Origin of the sequence: Flavobacterium sp. (genome assembly GCF_027531705.1) — a bacterium.
In the GTDB taxonomy this organism is placed as follows: Bacteria; Bacteroidota; Bacteroidia; order Flavobacteriales; family Flavobacteriaceae; genus Flavobacterium.
Genome location: NZ_JAPZSP010000010.1, coordinates 84,795 through 100,753, shown reverse-complemented (window position 1 = coordinate 100,753; position 15,959 = coordinate 84,795). Strand labels below are relative to the sequence as shown.

Genomic DNA, 15,959 nt, shown 5'->3' with positions numbered 1-15,959 from the left:
TAATATTAGATTTATTCTCTATTTTAAATAATCGTACTTTATTTCAGTTAAATATAATCCGTGTGCTGGAACTGAAAAACCTGCTTTGTTGCGGTCTTTGCTTTCTATAATAGTTTGAAATTCTTCTAATGTTATTTTTTCTAAACCTACGTTTACCATTGTGCCGACAATGGCTCTTACCATATTCCGCAAGAATCTATCTGCCGAAATGGTAAAGATAAGATTTGCATTTTCTTGTTTCCAAAAAGCTTCATAAATTTTGCAATCAAAAGTGTTAACATCGGTATGAACTTTAGAAAAACATTGAAAATCGGTATGATTGAAAAGGATTTTGCAAGCTTGATTCATTAAGTCAACATTTAGTTTTTGATGAAAATACCAGCTTTTGTTTTGAAAAAAAGCATTTTTGAACGAATGAATATGGTATTCGTAAGTTCTTTTAGTTGCATCAAAGCGCGCATGAGCATCTTCGTGAACTTGAATTAAATCATGCACAACAATATCTTGAGGCAAAAAAGAATTGAGTTTGTGAATGATTGAAGTTGTATTTTGCAATTCGTCACAATCAAAGTGAGCGTACATTTGTGTTGCGTGTACACCTGTATCGGTGCGACCTGCGCCCATGCAATCGATTTTGCAATTCAAAACAGTTGACAAGGATTTGTTTAGTGTTTCTTGTACAGAACTAGCGTTAGGTTGTTGTTGCCAACCGTGATAGTTTGTTCCGTTGTAAGAAATTTGAATGAAATAGCGCATTTTAAAGTAATCAGTGTTCAGTCGCAGTTTGCAGGTGCAAAGATACTTAATATATATTTTGGTAGAATGTGTGTTTGTGAATTTTTAATTTAGAGAAGAATGTCTATTTTTACCGAATGCCCTAGCCCAGATAGCAACGGCATCCTTTGCTTGTCTTCTTTAGACAAGGAAAGATAGAGTGGATAGCTGGATTAGCTTCTAAAAAAAACATGAAGAAAATTTTACTTTTATCGGATACGCATGGTCATATGGATGATGTGATTTTGAAATACGTACAACAAGCTGATGAGGTTTGGCATGCGGGTGATATTGGAGATTTGGTTGTAACCGATACACTGAAAAAAGTAAAGCCTTTGCGAGCTGTTTATGGAAATATTGATGGTGACAAGGCGCGAATGGAGTTTCCGTTGCACAATCGTTTTTGGTGTGAAGGTGTCGATGTTTGGATTACACATATTGGCGGTTATCCTGGAAAATACAATCCGTCGGTAAGAGAAGAATTACAGAGAAATCCACCAAAGTTGTTCATTTGCGGACATTCCCATATTTTGAAAGTGATTTTTGATAAGAAAAATAATTTGCTACACATGAATCCCGGTGCTTGTGGCAAAAGTGGTTTTCATGAAGTGCGAACCATGTTGCGATTTGTAATAGAAGCTGATAAAATAAAAGATTTGGAGGTTATTGAGTTGGGGAAGAGATAGGTTTTTAGATTACTAGAAAAAATATATGATAATTTTTTCAGTATTTTAAGAGATGATTTTTTATGAAATGTTTTTCTATGGTAGGTTTTTGTATAGAAATGCAAAACCCTGACAAACAATGTTTATCAGGGTTAAAAACTAAAACAAAACCAATTCAACTTAATTATTTAGTATAAAATAAGTATATTACTTATTCATATTAGTTATAATATCCCAAATCATCTATATAATAAATATTTGCTGTACCTTGGTTAAAGAAGATGATGTTGCTTGATGAACCAGTTGGAGCAGATGATAATCCAAAAGTTGACCAAGGAATTCTAAATTCTTTAAATTCATTAGTAATATCAATAGTTGCTCTATCATTCCAATTGTAATTTATCATAACTTGCATATTCTGAGTGCCTGAAGTTTTTGCTTTTGCAAAAAATCTAATACCATTTGCAGTAGAAGCAAATGCAGGAGCATTATCAAACTGAAATCCCGACCATGCACTTATGTCTAATTTTATAGATTTATCACCTTGTTTAACATTGCTAGCATCTTCAGAATATCCCGTGTCGTGAGTTTCTCCCCAACCAGAGTTGACTGTAGAACCGTAAAGAATATCGTCATAAAAAGCTGTTCCTATTTGAGTGTAGTAAGTTGCGGTTCCAGATAGAGTAGAAACAGAAACAGTATTTCCTTGAGAATTATTAGGTAAAGTAGCAATAATTTCAGTTAATGTACTACTTACTATTGTTGCTTGATTGTTACCAATTTTAACTACAGGGTTTACAAAGTAATTTCCTTTAATTTTAATTTGATCTCCATTGGCAGCATTAATAGAGTTGTAACCTGTTACTATAGGAGAAGGAGGTGCGATAACAAAATCAAATTCGGCAGTCCCATTTTTGGTAACTACTTTTAGTTTGTTACTACCATTAGCATATGGTGTATTAGTGTTAATTGTAACAAAAATGGTATTATCAGTAACGAAATTTGGATTGAAGTAAGATTCAAAATCGTTAAAATACACATGTTGTAAAGAAGAGAATCCACTACCATTGATAATGTAAACATTGTTAGCATAACCTACCGAAGTTGGTGTTAGCGCTAAAGGTTGACCTTCTTCATCTGCAGAAGCACTAACAGATGTAATTGTAGGAGGATTAGAGCTACTATTAGCATTGTCATCATTACTACATGATGTGGCAACGAAAGTGGCTAATAGAAAAGATAAACATCCTAAAAGATTAATGATTTTTTTCATATTTTTCATGTTTTACTAGTTAAAGTTATAAGGTATTGGATCTTCTAATAATTTTGGGTTTTTAGCCACATCGCTTGCTGGATATGGTAAAATAAAATCTTTTTCTTGAGGAGTATATGTTTCTGCAGTAATACGATTTCCTCTATTTTGAGCTGATATTATTGTTATTGCTTTTGATCTAGGGATTCTTCCTAAATCGTACCAATAGTCCCCCTCAAAAGCAAGTTCTTTTCTTCTTTCAGTAAAAAGGTCATCAAATGTGAAAGAACTTACAGAAGCTAATCCCGCTCTATTTCTTACAGCGTTATATGAGTTTAGTGCTGAGGCATCTGAAGTTGAGCTTGCACCAGCCAAAATTGCTTCAGCATGAATTAATAACAATTCTGCATATCTCATTATGTAAGTATTGTTGTCCATCATAGCCCAACCATCTATTGGTCCTGTAACAGGTCCATTTACAATACCCACACAATATTTTTTTATTGCGGCTCCTGCATTTTGTCCACCGATTTGATCAGCGGCAGGAACTGTAAATCCTGTTTGGTATGCGGTACCAACCTTAACTTTCATTGTTGGGTAGGTGTTGCCAGGAAACATTATGGTTTCATTTTTTCTTAAATCATTCGACTCGTATAGAGATAAAATATCTTGAGAAGGAGCAAAAACACCTCCATATGAAGCATTCGAAGTAGAAAGGTTACCATTACTAATTCCAAATTGTGTATTTGCATTATTCGCAGAACCGTAGTTTATATCTCCTTTCCATTGAATAGCGAAAATTGATTCTTCGTTGTTATTATTTTGATAAGTAAACAAATCTGCAAATGATTTTGAAGAAAGTGAAAATTGAGAGTTTCCACCAAGTAGTTTAAATTCTCCACTATTTATAACATCTTCAGCTAGTTCTTTTGCTTTTACATAGTTTTTATTATAAAGATAAACTTTTGCTAACATTGCTTTAGCCGAACCTTTTGAAACTTTACTATTATTAGAATAATTAGCTGTTCTGACTTTTGAATTTAATAAATCAATAGCTTTTGTATAATCTCTTGTGATAAGTTCATATACATCCTCAGTTCTGTTAGTGTATATATTTGGACTGTTAATATAGTTTAAACTGTTTTCAATAATTGGGACTGGTCCCCACAATCTAACAAGATAAAAATAGGATGTAGCTCTCATGAAATAGGCTTCACCGATAGCATTATCTATAACACTTTGGCTAACTGCTTCACCAGCTCTAGTTTGAAGATTGTTAATTAAAAAATTGGATTGAGCTATATTTGCCCATAAAGAAGACCATGCACTGTATAGCTCTGGATCAGAAGATGTTATTGAAAAATTTCTCATAGCGGCAACATCAGCAGAACCAGAATACATATTTCCTGAGCCAACTTCACCAATAGCATAGAAAAATTTATTACCAAATTGAAACCATGTTTTGTAATACATTGCATTTGTTGCAGAGATTACTTGATCATCATTTTTGTAATAGTTATCAACTCCGATGCTGTCCTCTGACGGCCTATCGGTAAAATCATTACTACATGATAATATACTATTGAAAGCTATTAGTAAGCATACTAACAACCCACTTGTTTTTAAATTTTTTGTATTTTTCATTTTTTTCATTTTTAAAAATCTAAATTAACACCAAAGGAAAATACTTTTGGGGTAGGATATCTACCATTATCAATACCAGAAAGTAAAACATCTTGATTAAAAGAGCCAATTTCTGGGTCATAACCAGAGTAATCAGTTAATGTGTAAATATTTTGAGCGCTCAAATAGACTCTAAATCTAGAAAGTTTCATTTTTGAAGCAAGACTTGAAGGAATTGAATAGCCAATAGTAATATTTTGTAATCTTGCATAATCACCTTTTTCAACAAATCTATCTGAAATTTCAATGTTATAATTACTGGTTCCAAATATTGGGCGTGGATTTACTGCATCCGGATTAGATGGTGTCCAATAATCCATAGCTTCTACAAGAGCATTTTTGTATAAAGATGCGTTTTCAACACCATTTCTTCGAGTAAGATTAAGAATGTCATTTCCAACTGAACCTTGGATAAAGATAGAAAGATCAACATTTTTATATTTAAAGGTGTTTGTAAAACCATATGTAAATTTAGGGTTGGCGTTTCCAATAGAAGTTCTATCTGCATCAGTAATGTTACCATCACCATTCATATCTATATATCTAACATCACCTAATTGAACAACATCACCGTTAAATGTCGGAGCACCAACTAAATCTTGAGGTGTTCTATATAAACCATTTGTTTTATAACCATAAAATGCACCTATTGGTTGTCCAATTACTGTGTTGGTTACTGTAAATGGCTGATAGCCATTTAAGTTAGCGTCTCTTGTAATGTTTGATAGACCATCAGCCAAACTTAATAGTTCATTTGCGTAATGTGAGAAAACTAAATTAGAAGTCCAGTTTACAATTTCTGTTTTACTATCGTAAGATACAGCAATATCAAATCCTCTATTTTGCATAGATCCTAGATTAGACCAAGGAGAATCAATACCACCGTATTGAGAAGCATCATCATTTCCGTGTTGACCGGTTAATATTGTTGATAAGGGTTTTTTGAACAAGAAGTCTTTAGATTTTTTATTATACCAATCAAAAGCTAGATTGAATTTATTAAATAAGGTTAAATCTACTCCAAAGTTTGTTTGTTGCATTGCTTCCCATTTTAATTCTGGGTTATTCATGTTAGCAGGTAAATTATAAACTGTTAAAAGTGATGAATATCTGTTATTAGGAATTTGTTGATTTCCAGTTTCTCCATAACCAGCTCGGAATTTTAAGTTGCTAATGCTCTCAGGTAGCCAATCCATAAATTTTTCATTGCTAACTTTCCAAGAAGCAGCTATTGAAGGAAAATACCCTGTTTGAGAATTTCCTTTAGGATCAAATTTTGATGATTGATCTCTTCTTATCGAAGCTGACAAACTATATCTTCCATCAAAATCATATAATAAACGACCAAAGTAAGAATTGATAGAGCTACTACCTTTGTAACTTGTAACACTTGTATCATCTGCTAAGTTAAGTCCAAAAGTATCATTGGTTTTAAATCCATGTCCTTCTCCTAATATACCTTCCCAATGTGAGTCTAAAGCTTCTTGTCCTAATAAGATAGTAAACTTATGTTTGCTAAAGCCAAAGTCGTAAGTCAACAAGTTTTTTGCATTAATAGAGTACCAATTCTGTCTTCTTTCAAAAAGATCAGCTGTAGCATTGCTTTGTGTACCTCTATCATATTGTGGGTTGAATTCTGTATTTTCAGAAAACTCTGTATTTGCTGCAATTTCAACTCTATATTTAAGACCTTTGAAAAGATCAACTTCAGCAAAAACATTTCCTAAAAAGTTTTTTCTTACTAGGTTATGTTTTTTTGTTAATGCTTCAGCAACCGGATTGAAGTAATTAACATTTTGATCAGAAGAAGGTGGTGCGGCAAAGCTACCATCTAAATTTCTTACTGGCATATCAGGAGACTGTAACAATGTATTACCAATAAGTCCTTGAAAACTTTGATTTACAGTGTATTTTTCATTTGAAATACCACTTGTAATGTTTGTACCAACCTTTAACCAAGATTTAATTTTACTATCAAGATTCACTCTTAATGTGTATCTTTTTAATCCTGTATTCAAGATTATACCTTCTTGATTTAGAAAATTTGTTGATAAATAGTAGTTTGTATTGTCATTACTTCCTGAGAATGAAATTTGGTGAGAGTGAGATAAAGCTGTTTGATATACTTCTTTTTGCCAGTCAGTCCCTTTTCCAAGTAATTCAGGATGTGCAAATTCTGCTCTTGGTTGTGCACCAAATAATGCTGATAAGTTGTTTTGATATACTGCATACTGTTGTAAATCTAAAACGTCCAAATATTTATATATACTTGAAACAGAAGTTGTTCCTTCATAAGAAATTTTTCCAGTTCCTTTTTTTCCTGATTTTGTTGTGATAATGATAACACCATTTGCACCTCTCGAACCATAAATAGCTGTAGCTGAAGCATCTTTTAATACATCTATAGTTTCGATATCATTTGGGTTTAGAAAAGATATTGCTGAAACTGCTACACTCCCAGAACCACCTGTTGAAGAGAAGTCATTACCTGCAATAGGTCGTCCGCTTGTAGAACTTCCAGTTGCATCTCCTGAAATAGGTACACCATCTATAATGTAAAGAGGTTCATTAGTACCATTAATAGAAGTCGCTCCCCTAACTTTTACTGAAGCTGCTGCACCTGGTTGCCCACTTGAGTTAGTAACGCTTACTCCGGCAAGCTTTCCTTGAAGCATTTGATCTACTGAGACTTGCTTTAGGTTGGCTATGTCTTTTGAACCTATAGAGGACACAGATGAGTTAACGTCTTTTTTCTTTTGTGTACCATAACCAATTACTACAATTTCATCGAGTTTTTGAGAACTTTCAACTAGTTTAACATTGATAACTGTTTTTCCAGAAACTTTAATTTCTTGAGTGCTAAATCCAATGAAAGAAAAAACAAGTGTTGAATTTTCGGAAACGCTTATTAGATATTTTCCATTGATATCTGTAGATACGTTTATCGTTGAATTTTTTGAAGAGATGTTGACACCAGGAAGCGTTACCCCGTTTGAATCTGTAACAGTTCCAGATACTTTTGTTTGTGCGTTTAATAAATTAAATGTTCCAAATAGTAAAAAGAACAGAATTTTGTTCTTCATATTGAAACATCGTTTGAAGTAAAATAAATAATCCCTCATAATTTTGTTAGTTAGTTAATATTAATAATATATAAATAAAGGCTTAATAAAAATATGTTATAAACAATTATTTAAGCGGTTTATTATTAAAAAACAAATTTATGAGACTTATGAATCTAACGTTAATATTATTTTATCATTTCATTCTATTATTTCCTCTATCGATTTCGTAAATATTATTCAATTTTTTGACGATATAATATTATATTCTTTTTATGCTATAGGAATCGTTTTATGCCATGAAATTCTTCTCTGTATTGGCTTGGGGTATTGTTTTTTATGCTTTTAAAAATTCTATTAAAATTTGCCATGTTATTGAATCCAGATTTGAATGCGATTTCAGAAATGCTTAAGTCTTTTTCTACAAGCCATCTTGCAGCATATCCAACTCTTATGTCATTTAAATAATTAACAAAAGTCTTTCCTGTTCTCTTTTTAATAAACCTATTAAAAGATGCTGGACTCATCATTGCTATTTCAGATGCATCGTCTAAAGTAATTTTGTCTGAAAAATATTTTTGCACATATTCATAAACCAATTTCATTTTGTCATCGTCTTCAAATACATCATAATCAACAGTGTAAGTTGATAGAAGTTTTTGATTTCTTGAGTTGGCCATATCTTGAAGAATTGATATTATTTCTAAAAAATAATCCATTCCGTCTAATTTTGATAACTGGCAAATTCTGTTTGTTAGCTCATTTGCTGTTTTTTTTGAAAACAAAATCCCATGAATGGATCGATTAAACATTTCCTTTATTGAGCCCATTATTCTCTTAGATAAGAGCGAGTTGTCAAATAGATTGTTGTGGAATTGAATTGTTATTTCATGAATTTTCTTGCTTTTGCAATTATGTAACTCCCATCCGTGATATAAGTTAGGTCCTACCAAGACTAATTCTATTTCATCAATTTCTTCAATATGATCACCAACCACTCTTTTTACACCCTTACCATTTTTTATGAAATTTATTTCATATTCAGGATGATAGTGGATTGGGAAATCAAAATTATCTTTAACTCTATCGAAAACAAGAAAGCTATCGTCCTTAGATAAAGGAGTGATTTCACGATGAAATTTATTTATTTCAGACATATTGTTTATTTTTTTTGCAATTATATGATATAAAAATGATAAAATAATATTATCTAATGTAAATATTGAAAAGTATCTTTGACGTTTATGAAAATTTAAAGACATTTTTTGATTAAAAACATAAAAATATTGCCGATAATTGAGAATGTTCAAAAAAATTTAATAAACATGCCAATAAATAAAAAAATGCTTTCAAAAAAATATTTATTATTTTTATTATTTGTAACCTCTTGTAGTTTAGTCAAGTTAGGTTATTCTCAAGTTTCAGATAAAAACGCCACCGGTGAAACTGTAAATCTTTTGTATAATTTGAATTTGCTCAAAGAAGACGGTGTTATTTTTGGGCATCAGCATGATCTTGCTTATGGAGTAAATTGGAAGTATGAAGAGGGAAGGAGTGATGTAAAAGAGGTTTGCGGTGACTATCCAGGATTGTATGGTTGGGATATTGGAAATACAGAGTATAAGTTGGAAAACGATATTGATGGAGTTCCTTTTGCTAAGATGAAACAGTGGATTAGAGAAATCTATGATCGTGGAGGGATAAATACTATAAGTTGGCATATGGACAATCCATATACAGGTGGAGATTCATGGGATACTACTCCCAATTCATTTGCATCTATATTGCCAAATGGAAGTAAACATGAACTTTATAAATCATGGCTTGATAACTCATGTGCATTTTTCTTATCCTTAAAAGGGAGTGATGGAAAATCAATTCCAATTCTATATAGGCCTTTTCATGAACTTACAGGAAATTGGTTTTGGTGGTGTAAAAATAATGCCACACCTGAGCAATTTGTAGAGGTTTGGAAATTTACAGTCGATTATTATAAGTCTAAAGGAGTTCATAATCTAATTTATGTTTATAATACTTCAATGGTAAAATCGCGTGAAGAATTTCTTGAATATTATCCTGGTGAAGCTTATGTCGATATTTTGAGTTTTGATAATTACGAATACAACAATCCAACTAAAGACAACTCTTTTGTAGAAAACAATTTGAAGTTATTCGGGATCATGGATGAAATAGCTAAAGAGCAAAATAAATTAATTGCCTTTGCAGAGACAGGATATGAAACGATTCCGTATGACAAATTCTGGACTAAAACACTTGTAGAGTCAATGGGGAAATATAAAGTCTCATATGTTTTAGCGTGGAGAAATCATGGTTGGCAGGAAAATGAAAAGAAAATGCATTATTACGTTCCGTTTAAGGGGCATTCAAATGAAAAAGATTTTGTAGATTATTATAATCTTAAAAATACATTTTTTGAAAAAGAAGTAGTAAAAAGAAATGTTTATAAAAATAAAAAATAACATGCAAGATAAAATTAGTCTCAAGGAAAAAGTCGGTTATGGTTTAGGAGATGCTGCATCATCAATGTTTTGGAAGATTTTCAGTATGTATTTGATGTTTTTTTATACAGATGTTTTTGGTCTTGCTCCTGCTGTGGTTGGTACTATGTTTCTTATAACAAGGATTTGGGATTCATGTTTTGATCCAATAGTTGGTGTTTTAGCCGATAGAACAGTCAGTAAATGGGGGAAATTTAGACCTTACTTATTATGGGTAGCGATTCCCTTTGCAGTAGTTGGAATTCTTACATTTTACACGCCCAATTTTGATGAAAAAGGAAAAATTATTTACGCCTATGTTACTTATTCTTTAATGATGATGGTTTATTCCTTAATTAATGTTCCATATGCTTCACTTTTAGGAGTTATTTCATCTGATAGAAAAGAAAGAACTACTCTTTCTTCTTATAGAATGGTTTTCGCTTTTGGTGGGAGCTTGCTTGCATTGTGGCTTATAGAACCTTTAGTTCTTTATTTTGGAGGAAATTTGAATTCTGAAAAAGGGTGGTTGCTTACAATTGGAATATTTGGAATTATAACAACCATTTTTTTCTGGGGATGTTTCTTTTTTACTAAAGAAAGAGTAAAACCAATTTCAGATGAAAAAACAGTTTTAAAAGAAGATTTAAAAGATCTTTTAAAAAATAAACCATGGTGGATACTACTTGGAGCTGGAGTAGGTGCATTAATTTTTAATTCGATTAGAGATGGAGCCGCTATATATTATTTTAAATATTACATGACCTCGTCTGTGAATTATACGATAGCAATTTTTGGTGAAGATTTTGCAATGACACCAACTTCACTGTATCTAGTTCTCGGCCAAGCAGCAAACATCATTGGAGTTATAATTGCAACTCCTATTGCTAATAGAATTGGCAAAAAGAATACTTTTTTTGGAGCTATGGCATTGGCTGCAATATTGAGTGTTGTTTTCTATTTCTTTGGTAAGAATGACAGCATACTAATTATGCTTTTCCAAGTTTTAATAAGTATCTGTGCAGGATCTATTTTTCCTTTGATATGGTCAATGTATGCTGATAGCGCAGATTATTCAGAATGGAAACAAGGTAGAAGGGCCACTGGTCTTGTCTTTTCTGCATCATCAATGTCTCAAAAATTTGGCTGGACTATAGGTGGAGCCGCTACTGGTTGGCTTTTAGGGTATTATGGTTTTCAGGCTAATGTAGAACAATCCGCTCTAACTCAAAATGGAATACAGCTTATGTTAAGTATTCTACCTGCAATTGCAGCAGTTATTTCAGTCGCTTTTATAGTATTTTACCCATTAAGTGAAAAAAAGTTAGAGATAATTGAAAAAGACCTTGAATACAAAAGGAATAATAATTAAATTTTTTTAATAGAATATTTTAAATTTATGAATACAATATCAATATCTTCCATTTTTGAACAAAGAAAAGTTATACTTGAAAAAGAATATAATACATTAGTAGTAAAAATAAATAAACCAAAAGATAGTGCAGGAAATGGTATATACGATCGTTTTATAAATCCTATAGTTACGCCGGCACATATTCCTTTGAATTGGCGATATGATTTTAATGAAGATGCAAATCCATTTTTACAAGAAAGGATTGGTTTCAATGCAACTTTTAATGCTGGAGCAATTAAGTTTAACAATAAATATATCATTTGTGTTCGTGTTGAAGGAAATGATAGAAAATCATTTTTTGCAATAGCAGAAAGTCCAAATGGAATAGACAATTTTGTTTTTTGGGAAAAACCATGTGTAATTCCACAATTGAAAGGAAATCCAGATACAAATGCATATGATATGCGTTTAGTAGAGCATGAAGATGGATGGATTTATGGTATATTTTGTACAGAAAGAAAAGATTCAAATGCTCCAAAAGGTGATACAAGTTCAGCAATAGCAAATGCAGGAATTGTTCGAACAAAAGATCTTGTAAACTGGGAAAGACTTCCAGATTTAATATCAAACTCTGGTCAGCAAAGAAATGTTGTCATTCATCCTGAATTTGTAAATAATAAATATGTAATTTATACCAGACCTCAAGATGGATTTATAGATGTTGGTAATGGTGGCGGAATCGGATTGGGATTTATAGATGATATGTCAAATCCTGAAGTTAAAAACGAAACAATCATTTTTGGTAAAGTTTATCATACTATTTATGAGCTTAAAAATGGACTTGGACCAGCGCCTATAAAAACAGATAAAGGCTGGTTGCATTTAGCACATGGCGTTAGAAATACAGCTGCAGGGCTAAGATATACATTATACATGTTTATGACTTCATTAGAAGATATTACCAAAGTAACACATGTGCCTGCTGGTTATTTCATGGCTCCAGAAAATGAAGAACGTGTGGGTGATGTTTCAAATGTATTATTTTCTAATGGTTGGATTGCAGATAACGACGGTAAAGTTTTTATTTATTATGCTTCGTCAGATACTTTGATGCATGTAGCTGCTACAACAATAGAAAAATTGGTTGATTATGTTACAAATACTCCTGAAGATACTTTTACATCTGCAGGTTCTGTAAACACAATAATCAATCTAATAGAGAAAAATAAAAGTTCTTATTAAATGTTATTCATGAAAAGACTATTCATTTTCTTTTTTATAAGCTCATTTGCAAGTGCTCAAGTGGTTTCAAATAATGGAAGTCTTCAAGTTATAGGAACTCAATTATGTAATCAAAAAGGTAACCCTATTGCTCTTCACGGAATGAGTTTTGGATGGAGTTGTTATCATCCAAAATTTTATACTAAAAAAGTGGTGAAATGGCTCAAAGAAGATTGGAATTGTACTGTATTAAGAGCAGCAATGGGAATTGAACCTGAAAATGGATATTTACAGAATCCTAGAGAATCAGAAAAATTAGTTACCTCTGTTGTAGATGCTGCAATTAAGAACAATATTTATGTAATTATAGATTGGCATAGTCATAATTTACAACTTAAAGAAGCAAATGCTTTTTTTGATAAAATGTCAAAAAAGTATGGAAAACATCCTAATGTCATTTATGAAATAGTGAATGAACCCGATGAAGAATCTTGGCAAGATGTAAAAAATTATTCGGAGGAAATTATTGCAACAATTAGAAAAAATGATCCAGATAACATCATTCTAGTTGGTTGCCCACATTGGGATCAAGATATTAATCTACCTGCTGAAAACCCAATTAAAGATTTTACAAATATTATGTACACAATGCATTTTTATGCAGGAACTCACAAACAATGGTTAAGAGACAGGACAGATGCAGCAATAAAAAAAGGTATTGCAGTTTTTGTGTCAGAATGTGCAGGTATGGAAGCAACGGGAGATAGTGCAATTGATTATAAAGAATGGCAACTTTATATTGATTGGATGAATGACAGAAAACTAAGTTGGGTTACTTGGTCGGTTTCTGATAAAGATGAAACTTGTTCAGTATTAAAAAAATCAGCTTCGACATCTGGAAATTGGAAGGAAAACGATTTGAAAGACTCTGGAAAGCAAGCAAGAGAATATCTTAAACAGTATGATGAAAAAGGAGAATTGATAATACAGAAAATTAATTATTAAAATGATATTAAATACAAATACATCAAATGATACTATAAGTCAGTTTTTTTTAGATGTTGTAAATGAGTTCGAGTCAATTTTGAGTTTTTGGGAAAAGAATGCTCTCGATAATAAGAATGGAGGTTTTTGGGGACAAATTGATTTTGACAATACTAAAAATGAATTTGCAGACAAAGGATCAGTGTTAAATGCAAGAATTCTATGGACATTTTCAGCAGCTTATCAAGTAACAAAAAATAAAAATCATTTGTCTATTGCAGAAAGAGCTTTCAATTATATTGATAACTATTTTTATGATACTGAATTTGGAGGAATTTTTTGGTCACTAAATTATGATGGAACTCCAAAAGATACAAAAAATCAAATATATTCTCTAGCATTTACGATATATGGTTTATCAGAATATTATAAAATTTCTCAAAAAGACGAAGCCCTTCAATTAGCAATTAATTTATATAACAAGATTGAAAAATATAGTTATGATAAAGATAAAGAAGGTTATTTTGAAGCGTTTACTCGCGACTGGCTTCCAATTGAAGATTTGCGATTAAGTGATAAAGATGCCAATGAAAAAAAGACCATGAACACACATTTGCACATAGTTGAAGCTTATGCAAATTTATATCAAGTATGGCCTGATTTCGATTTGAAAGCCAAAATAAAAAAACTTCTTAATGTGATAAGTGTCTATTTTATCGATAAAAAAACGTGGCACCTAAAATTATTTTTTGATGAGAATTGGATAGAAAAACCAGATGTAATTTCATATGGTCATGATATTGAGGCGTCTTGGTTGTTGCAATGGTGTGCAGAAGTTATTGAAGATAAAGAATTGATAAACAAGTACCAAAAATATGCTGTTGAACTTGCTAAAGCTACAAAAGAGGGGATAGACATTGATGGCGGATTATGGTATGAATATGATCCACGAAAAAATGAAATGATTACTGAAAAACATTGGTGGCCACAAGCAGAATTATGGATTGGAATGGTAAACGCTTGGCAATTGACAGGTGATGAAGAGTTTATAAAGATTGCGAAAGCTAATTTTTATTTCGTTCAAAAATTTATTGTTGATGGGAATAAAGGAGAATGGATATGGGGAATTTATGAAGACTATTCCAAAATAGAGAAAGATAAAGCTGGGTTTTGGAAATGTCCTTATCATAACGTTAGAGCCTGTTTAGAGTTATTTAAAAGATTATAGAAATTAGTAAAATGAAAGAAATGATTTCTTTTTTAATAGTAGTTACAACTATACTGATATCGTGTAGTAAAGAAAATGATGTTGTTCCAACTCCATCACCTCCAGTAGTTACAATTCCAGATCCTGTAACGCCTCAAAATGTCAGGACTTTTATGATCGATCCTTATGCAACTGATGAAACGGTTGCTTTATTTTATAATCTAAGAAAGCTCTCTCAATCTAAATTTGCTATCGGTCAGCAAGATGCTTTCAATGCTTTTTATGGTGTAAGTGGCAATTCTGATATAAGAAAAACCACAGGAAATGATCCAGCACTTTTAGGTTCTGATTTTATGTTTATTACCGATAAAAGCAACAACGGATTGTCAAATAATTGGTTTTATCAACAAGAGATAATAATTACAGATGATGTAAAAGAAGCCTATTCTAAAGGGATGATTAATGTTTTTTGCTGGCATTTGCGCGAACCAAACAACGAAGACAGTTTTTATGCTTCGGATATGACGCCTGAACAAAAAAACACTGCTTTTAGAAGTATTTTGCCTGGCGGATCAAAACATGATTGGTACAAATTGAAATTGGACAAAGTTGCTTCGGTAATTTCTAATTTAAAAGATAACAATAATAAATTAATTCCAGTGATTTTTAGACCTTTTCATGAATTTGATGGAAATTGGTTTTGGTGGGGTGCTAATTATTGTTCACCTCAAGAATACAAAACTGTCTTTCAGTTTACAGTTGATTATTTGAAAAACACTAAAAACGTTCATAATATTTTATACTCGTTTTCACCAGATAATACCTATACAACAACTAGTGCTTATTTATCTCGTTATCCTGGTGATGGTTATGTAGATGTTTTGGGTATGGATAATTATGGCGATTTCAATAATCAAGGTGTTAATGGTTCCAATACTGCAAACAGCAAATTGAAATACTTATCGGACTTAGCAATTGAAAAAAAGAAAATTGCAGCACTAACTGAAACGGGCTATCATGTAACTAGTACAACTCCTGCTATTCCAAATTGGTTTTCAACTTATTTGTATGACGCAATGACCAAAAACAATGTGCAACTCGCATTTGTTATGTTTTGGAATAACGGAAACGGCGGCTATTATGTTCCAACACCAACCGCTTCTAATGCCTCTGATTTTAATAGTTTTGCTAGTAAACCAAAATCAGTTTTGCAAAATACATTACCAAATATGTACGTTCTACCAAATTAATTTTTTTAA

Annotated in this window: 12 protein-coding genes; 7 read left to right on the top strand and 5 right to left on the bottom strand. The window is 31.8% G+C overall.

Features of this window, described 5'->3' with window-relative positions; all coding sequences use genetic code 11:
• Nucleotides 1–18 precede the first annotated feature (18 nt).
• Entirely contained in the window at nucleotides 19–756 is a 738-nt protein-coding gene (gene truA, locus O9267_RS04925; protein WP_298176738.1) for a tRNA pseudouridine(38-40) synthase TruA, read from the bottom strand.
• A 209-nt stretch (nucleotides 757–965) separates the two neighbouring features.
• Between truA and O9267_RS04920 the strand changes: the two genes are divergently transcribed.
• Complete coding sequence (locus O9267_RS04920) at nucleotides 966–1,460, top strand: metallophosphoesterase family protein (RefSeq protein ID WP_298176736.1); 495 nt, start codon at nucleotides 966–968, stop codon at nucleotides 1,458–1,460.
• A gap of 199 nt (nucleotides 1,461–1,659) precedes the next feature.
• Here the strand turns inward: O9267_RS04920 and O9267_RS04915 are convergent, their stop codons facing one another.
• From O9267_RS04915 to O9267_RS04900, 4 genes are all read right to left on the bottom strand, one after another.
• The gene (locus tag O9267_RS04915; RefSeq protein ID WP_298176733.1) at nucleotides 1,660–2,712 is read right to left on the bottom strand and encodes an IPT/TIG domain-containing protein; all 1,053 of its coding nucleotides are present in this window, start codon (nucleotides 2,710–2,712) and stop codon (nucleotides 1,660–1,662) included.
• A gap of 15 nt (nucleotides 2,713–2,727) precedes the next feature.
• Complete coding sequence (locus O9267_RS04910) at nucleotides 2,728–4,335, bottom strand: RagB/SusD family nutrient uptake outer membrane protein (RefSeq protein WP_298176708.1); 1,608 nt, start codon at nucleotides 4,333–4,335, stop codon at nucleotides 2,728–2,730.
• Between the two features lie 11 nt (nucleotides 4,336–4,346).
• The gene (locus O9267_RS04905; protein ID WP_298176705.1) at nucleotides 4,347–7,457 is read right to left on the bottom strand and encodes a TonB-dependent receptor; all 3,111 of its coding nucleotides are present in this window, start codon (nucleotides 7,455–7,457) and stop codon (nucleotides 4,347–4,349) included.
• 257 nt (nucleotides 7,458–7,714) lie between these two features.
• Entirely contained in the window at nucleotides 7,715–8,593 is an 879-nt protein-coding gene (locus O9267_RS04900) for an AraC family transcriptional regulator (protein WP_298176702.1), read from the bottom strand.
• A 186-nt stretch (nucleotides 8,594–8,779) separates the two neighbouring features.
• On the opposite strand from O9267_RS04900, the gene O9267_RS04895 reads away from it, so the two are divergent.
• Genes O9267_RS04895 through O9267_RS04870 form a run of 6 tightly spaced genes read left to right on the top strand, consistent with a single transcriptional unit; the run spans nucleotide 8,780 to nucleotide 15,950 of the window.
• Nucleotides 8,780–9,916 (top strand): glycosyl hydrolase, encoded by a 1,137-nt coding sequence (locus tag O9267_RS04895; protein ID WP_298176700.1) that lies wholly within the window; start codon nucleotides 8,780–8,782, stop codon nucleotides 9,914–9,916.
• Between the two features lies 1 nt (nucleotide 9,917).
• Nucleotides 9,918–11,306 carry an MFS transporter gene (locus O9267_RS04890; RefSeq protein WP_298176698.1) on the top strand — a complete coding sequence of 463 codons (1,389 nt, stop codon included), beginning with the start codon at nucleotides 9,918–9,920 and terminating at the stop codon, nucleotides 11,304–11,306.
• Between the two features lie 27 nt (nucleotides 11,307–11,333).
• Nucleotides 11,334–12,530 carry a glycosidase gene (locus O9267_RS04885; RefSeq protein ID WP_298176695.1) on the top strand — a complete coding sequence of 399 codons (1,197 nt, stop codon included), beginning with the start codon at nucleotides 11,334–11,336 and terminating at the stop codon, nucleotides 12,528–12,530.
• Between the two features lie 9 nt (nucleotides 12,531–12,539).
• The gene (locus O9267_RS04880) at nucleotides 12,540–13,514 is read left to right on the top strand and encodes a glycoside hydrolase family 5 protein (RefSeq protein WP_298176693.1); all 975 of its coding nucleotides are present in this window, start codon (nucleotides 12,540–12,542) and stop codon (nucleotides 13,512–13,514) included.
• Nucleotide 13,515: 1 nt separating this feature from the next.
• Nucleotides 13,516–14,721 (top strand): AGE family epimerase/isomerase, encoded by a 1,206-nt coding sequence (locus O9267_RS04875; RefSeq protein WP_298176691.1) that lies wholly within the window; start codon nucleotides 13,516–13,518, stop codon nucleotides 14,719–14,721.
• 11 nt (nucleotides 14,722–14,732) lie between these two features.
• Nucleotides 14,733–15,950 carry a glycosyl hydrolase gene (locus O9267_RS04870; protein ID WP_298176687.1) on the top strand — a complete coding sequence of 406 codons (1,218 nt, stop codon included), beginning with the start codon at nucleotides 14,733–14,735 and terminating at the stop codon, nucleotides 15,948–15,950.
• The last annotated feature ends 9 nt before the right edge of the window (nucleotides 15,951–15,959 follow it).

Coding starts and splice junctions, on each gene's coding strand:
- truA (WP_298176738.1), bottom strand. CDS start 756: ATGCGCTATTTCATTCAAATTTCTTACAACGGAACAAACTATCACGGT.
- O9267_RS04920 (WP_298176736.1), top strand. CDS start 966: ATGAAGAAAATTTTACTTTTATCGGATACGCATGGTCATATGGATGAT.
- O9267_RS04915 (WP_298176733.1), bottom strand. CDS start 2,712: ATGAAAAAAATCATTAATCTTTTAGGATGTTTATCTTTTCTATTAGCC.
- O9267_RS04910 (WP_298176708.1), bottom strand. CDS start 4,335: ATGAAAAATACAAAAAATTTAAAAACAAGTGGGTTGTTAGTATGCTTA.
- O9267_RS04905 (WP_298176705.1), bottom strand. CDS start 7,457: ATGAAGAACAAAATTCTGTTCTTTTTACTATTTGGAACATTTAATTTA.
- O9267_RS04900 (WP_298176702.1), bottom strand. CDS start 8,593: ATGTCTGAAATAAATAAATTTCATCGTGAAATCACTCCTTTATCTAAG.
- O9267_RS04895 (WP_298176700.1), top strand. CDS start 8,780: ATGCTTTCAAAAAAATATTTATTATTTTTATTATTTGTAACCTCTTGT.
- O9267_RS04890 (WP_298176698.1), top strand. CDS start 9,918: ATGCAAGATAAAATTAGTCTCAAGGAAAAAGTCGGTTATGGTTTAGGA.
- O9267_RS04885 (WP_298176695.1), top strand. CDS start 11,334: ATGAATACAATATCAATATCTTCCATTTTTGAACAAAGAAAAGTTATA.
- O9267_RS04880 (WP_298176693.1), top strand. CDS start 12,540: ATGAAAAGACTATTCATTTTCTTTTTTATAAGCTCATTTGCAAGTGCT.
- O9267_RS04875 (WP_298176691.1), top strand. CDS start 13,516: ATGATATTAAATACAAATACATCAAATGATACTATAAGTCAGTTTTTT.
- O9267_RS04870 (WP_298176687.1), top strand. CDS start 14,733: ATGAAAGAAATGATTTCTTTTTTAATAGTAGTTACAACTATACTGATA.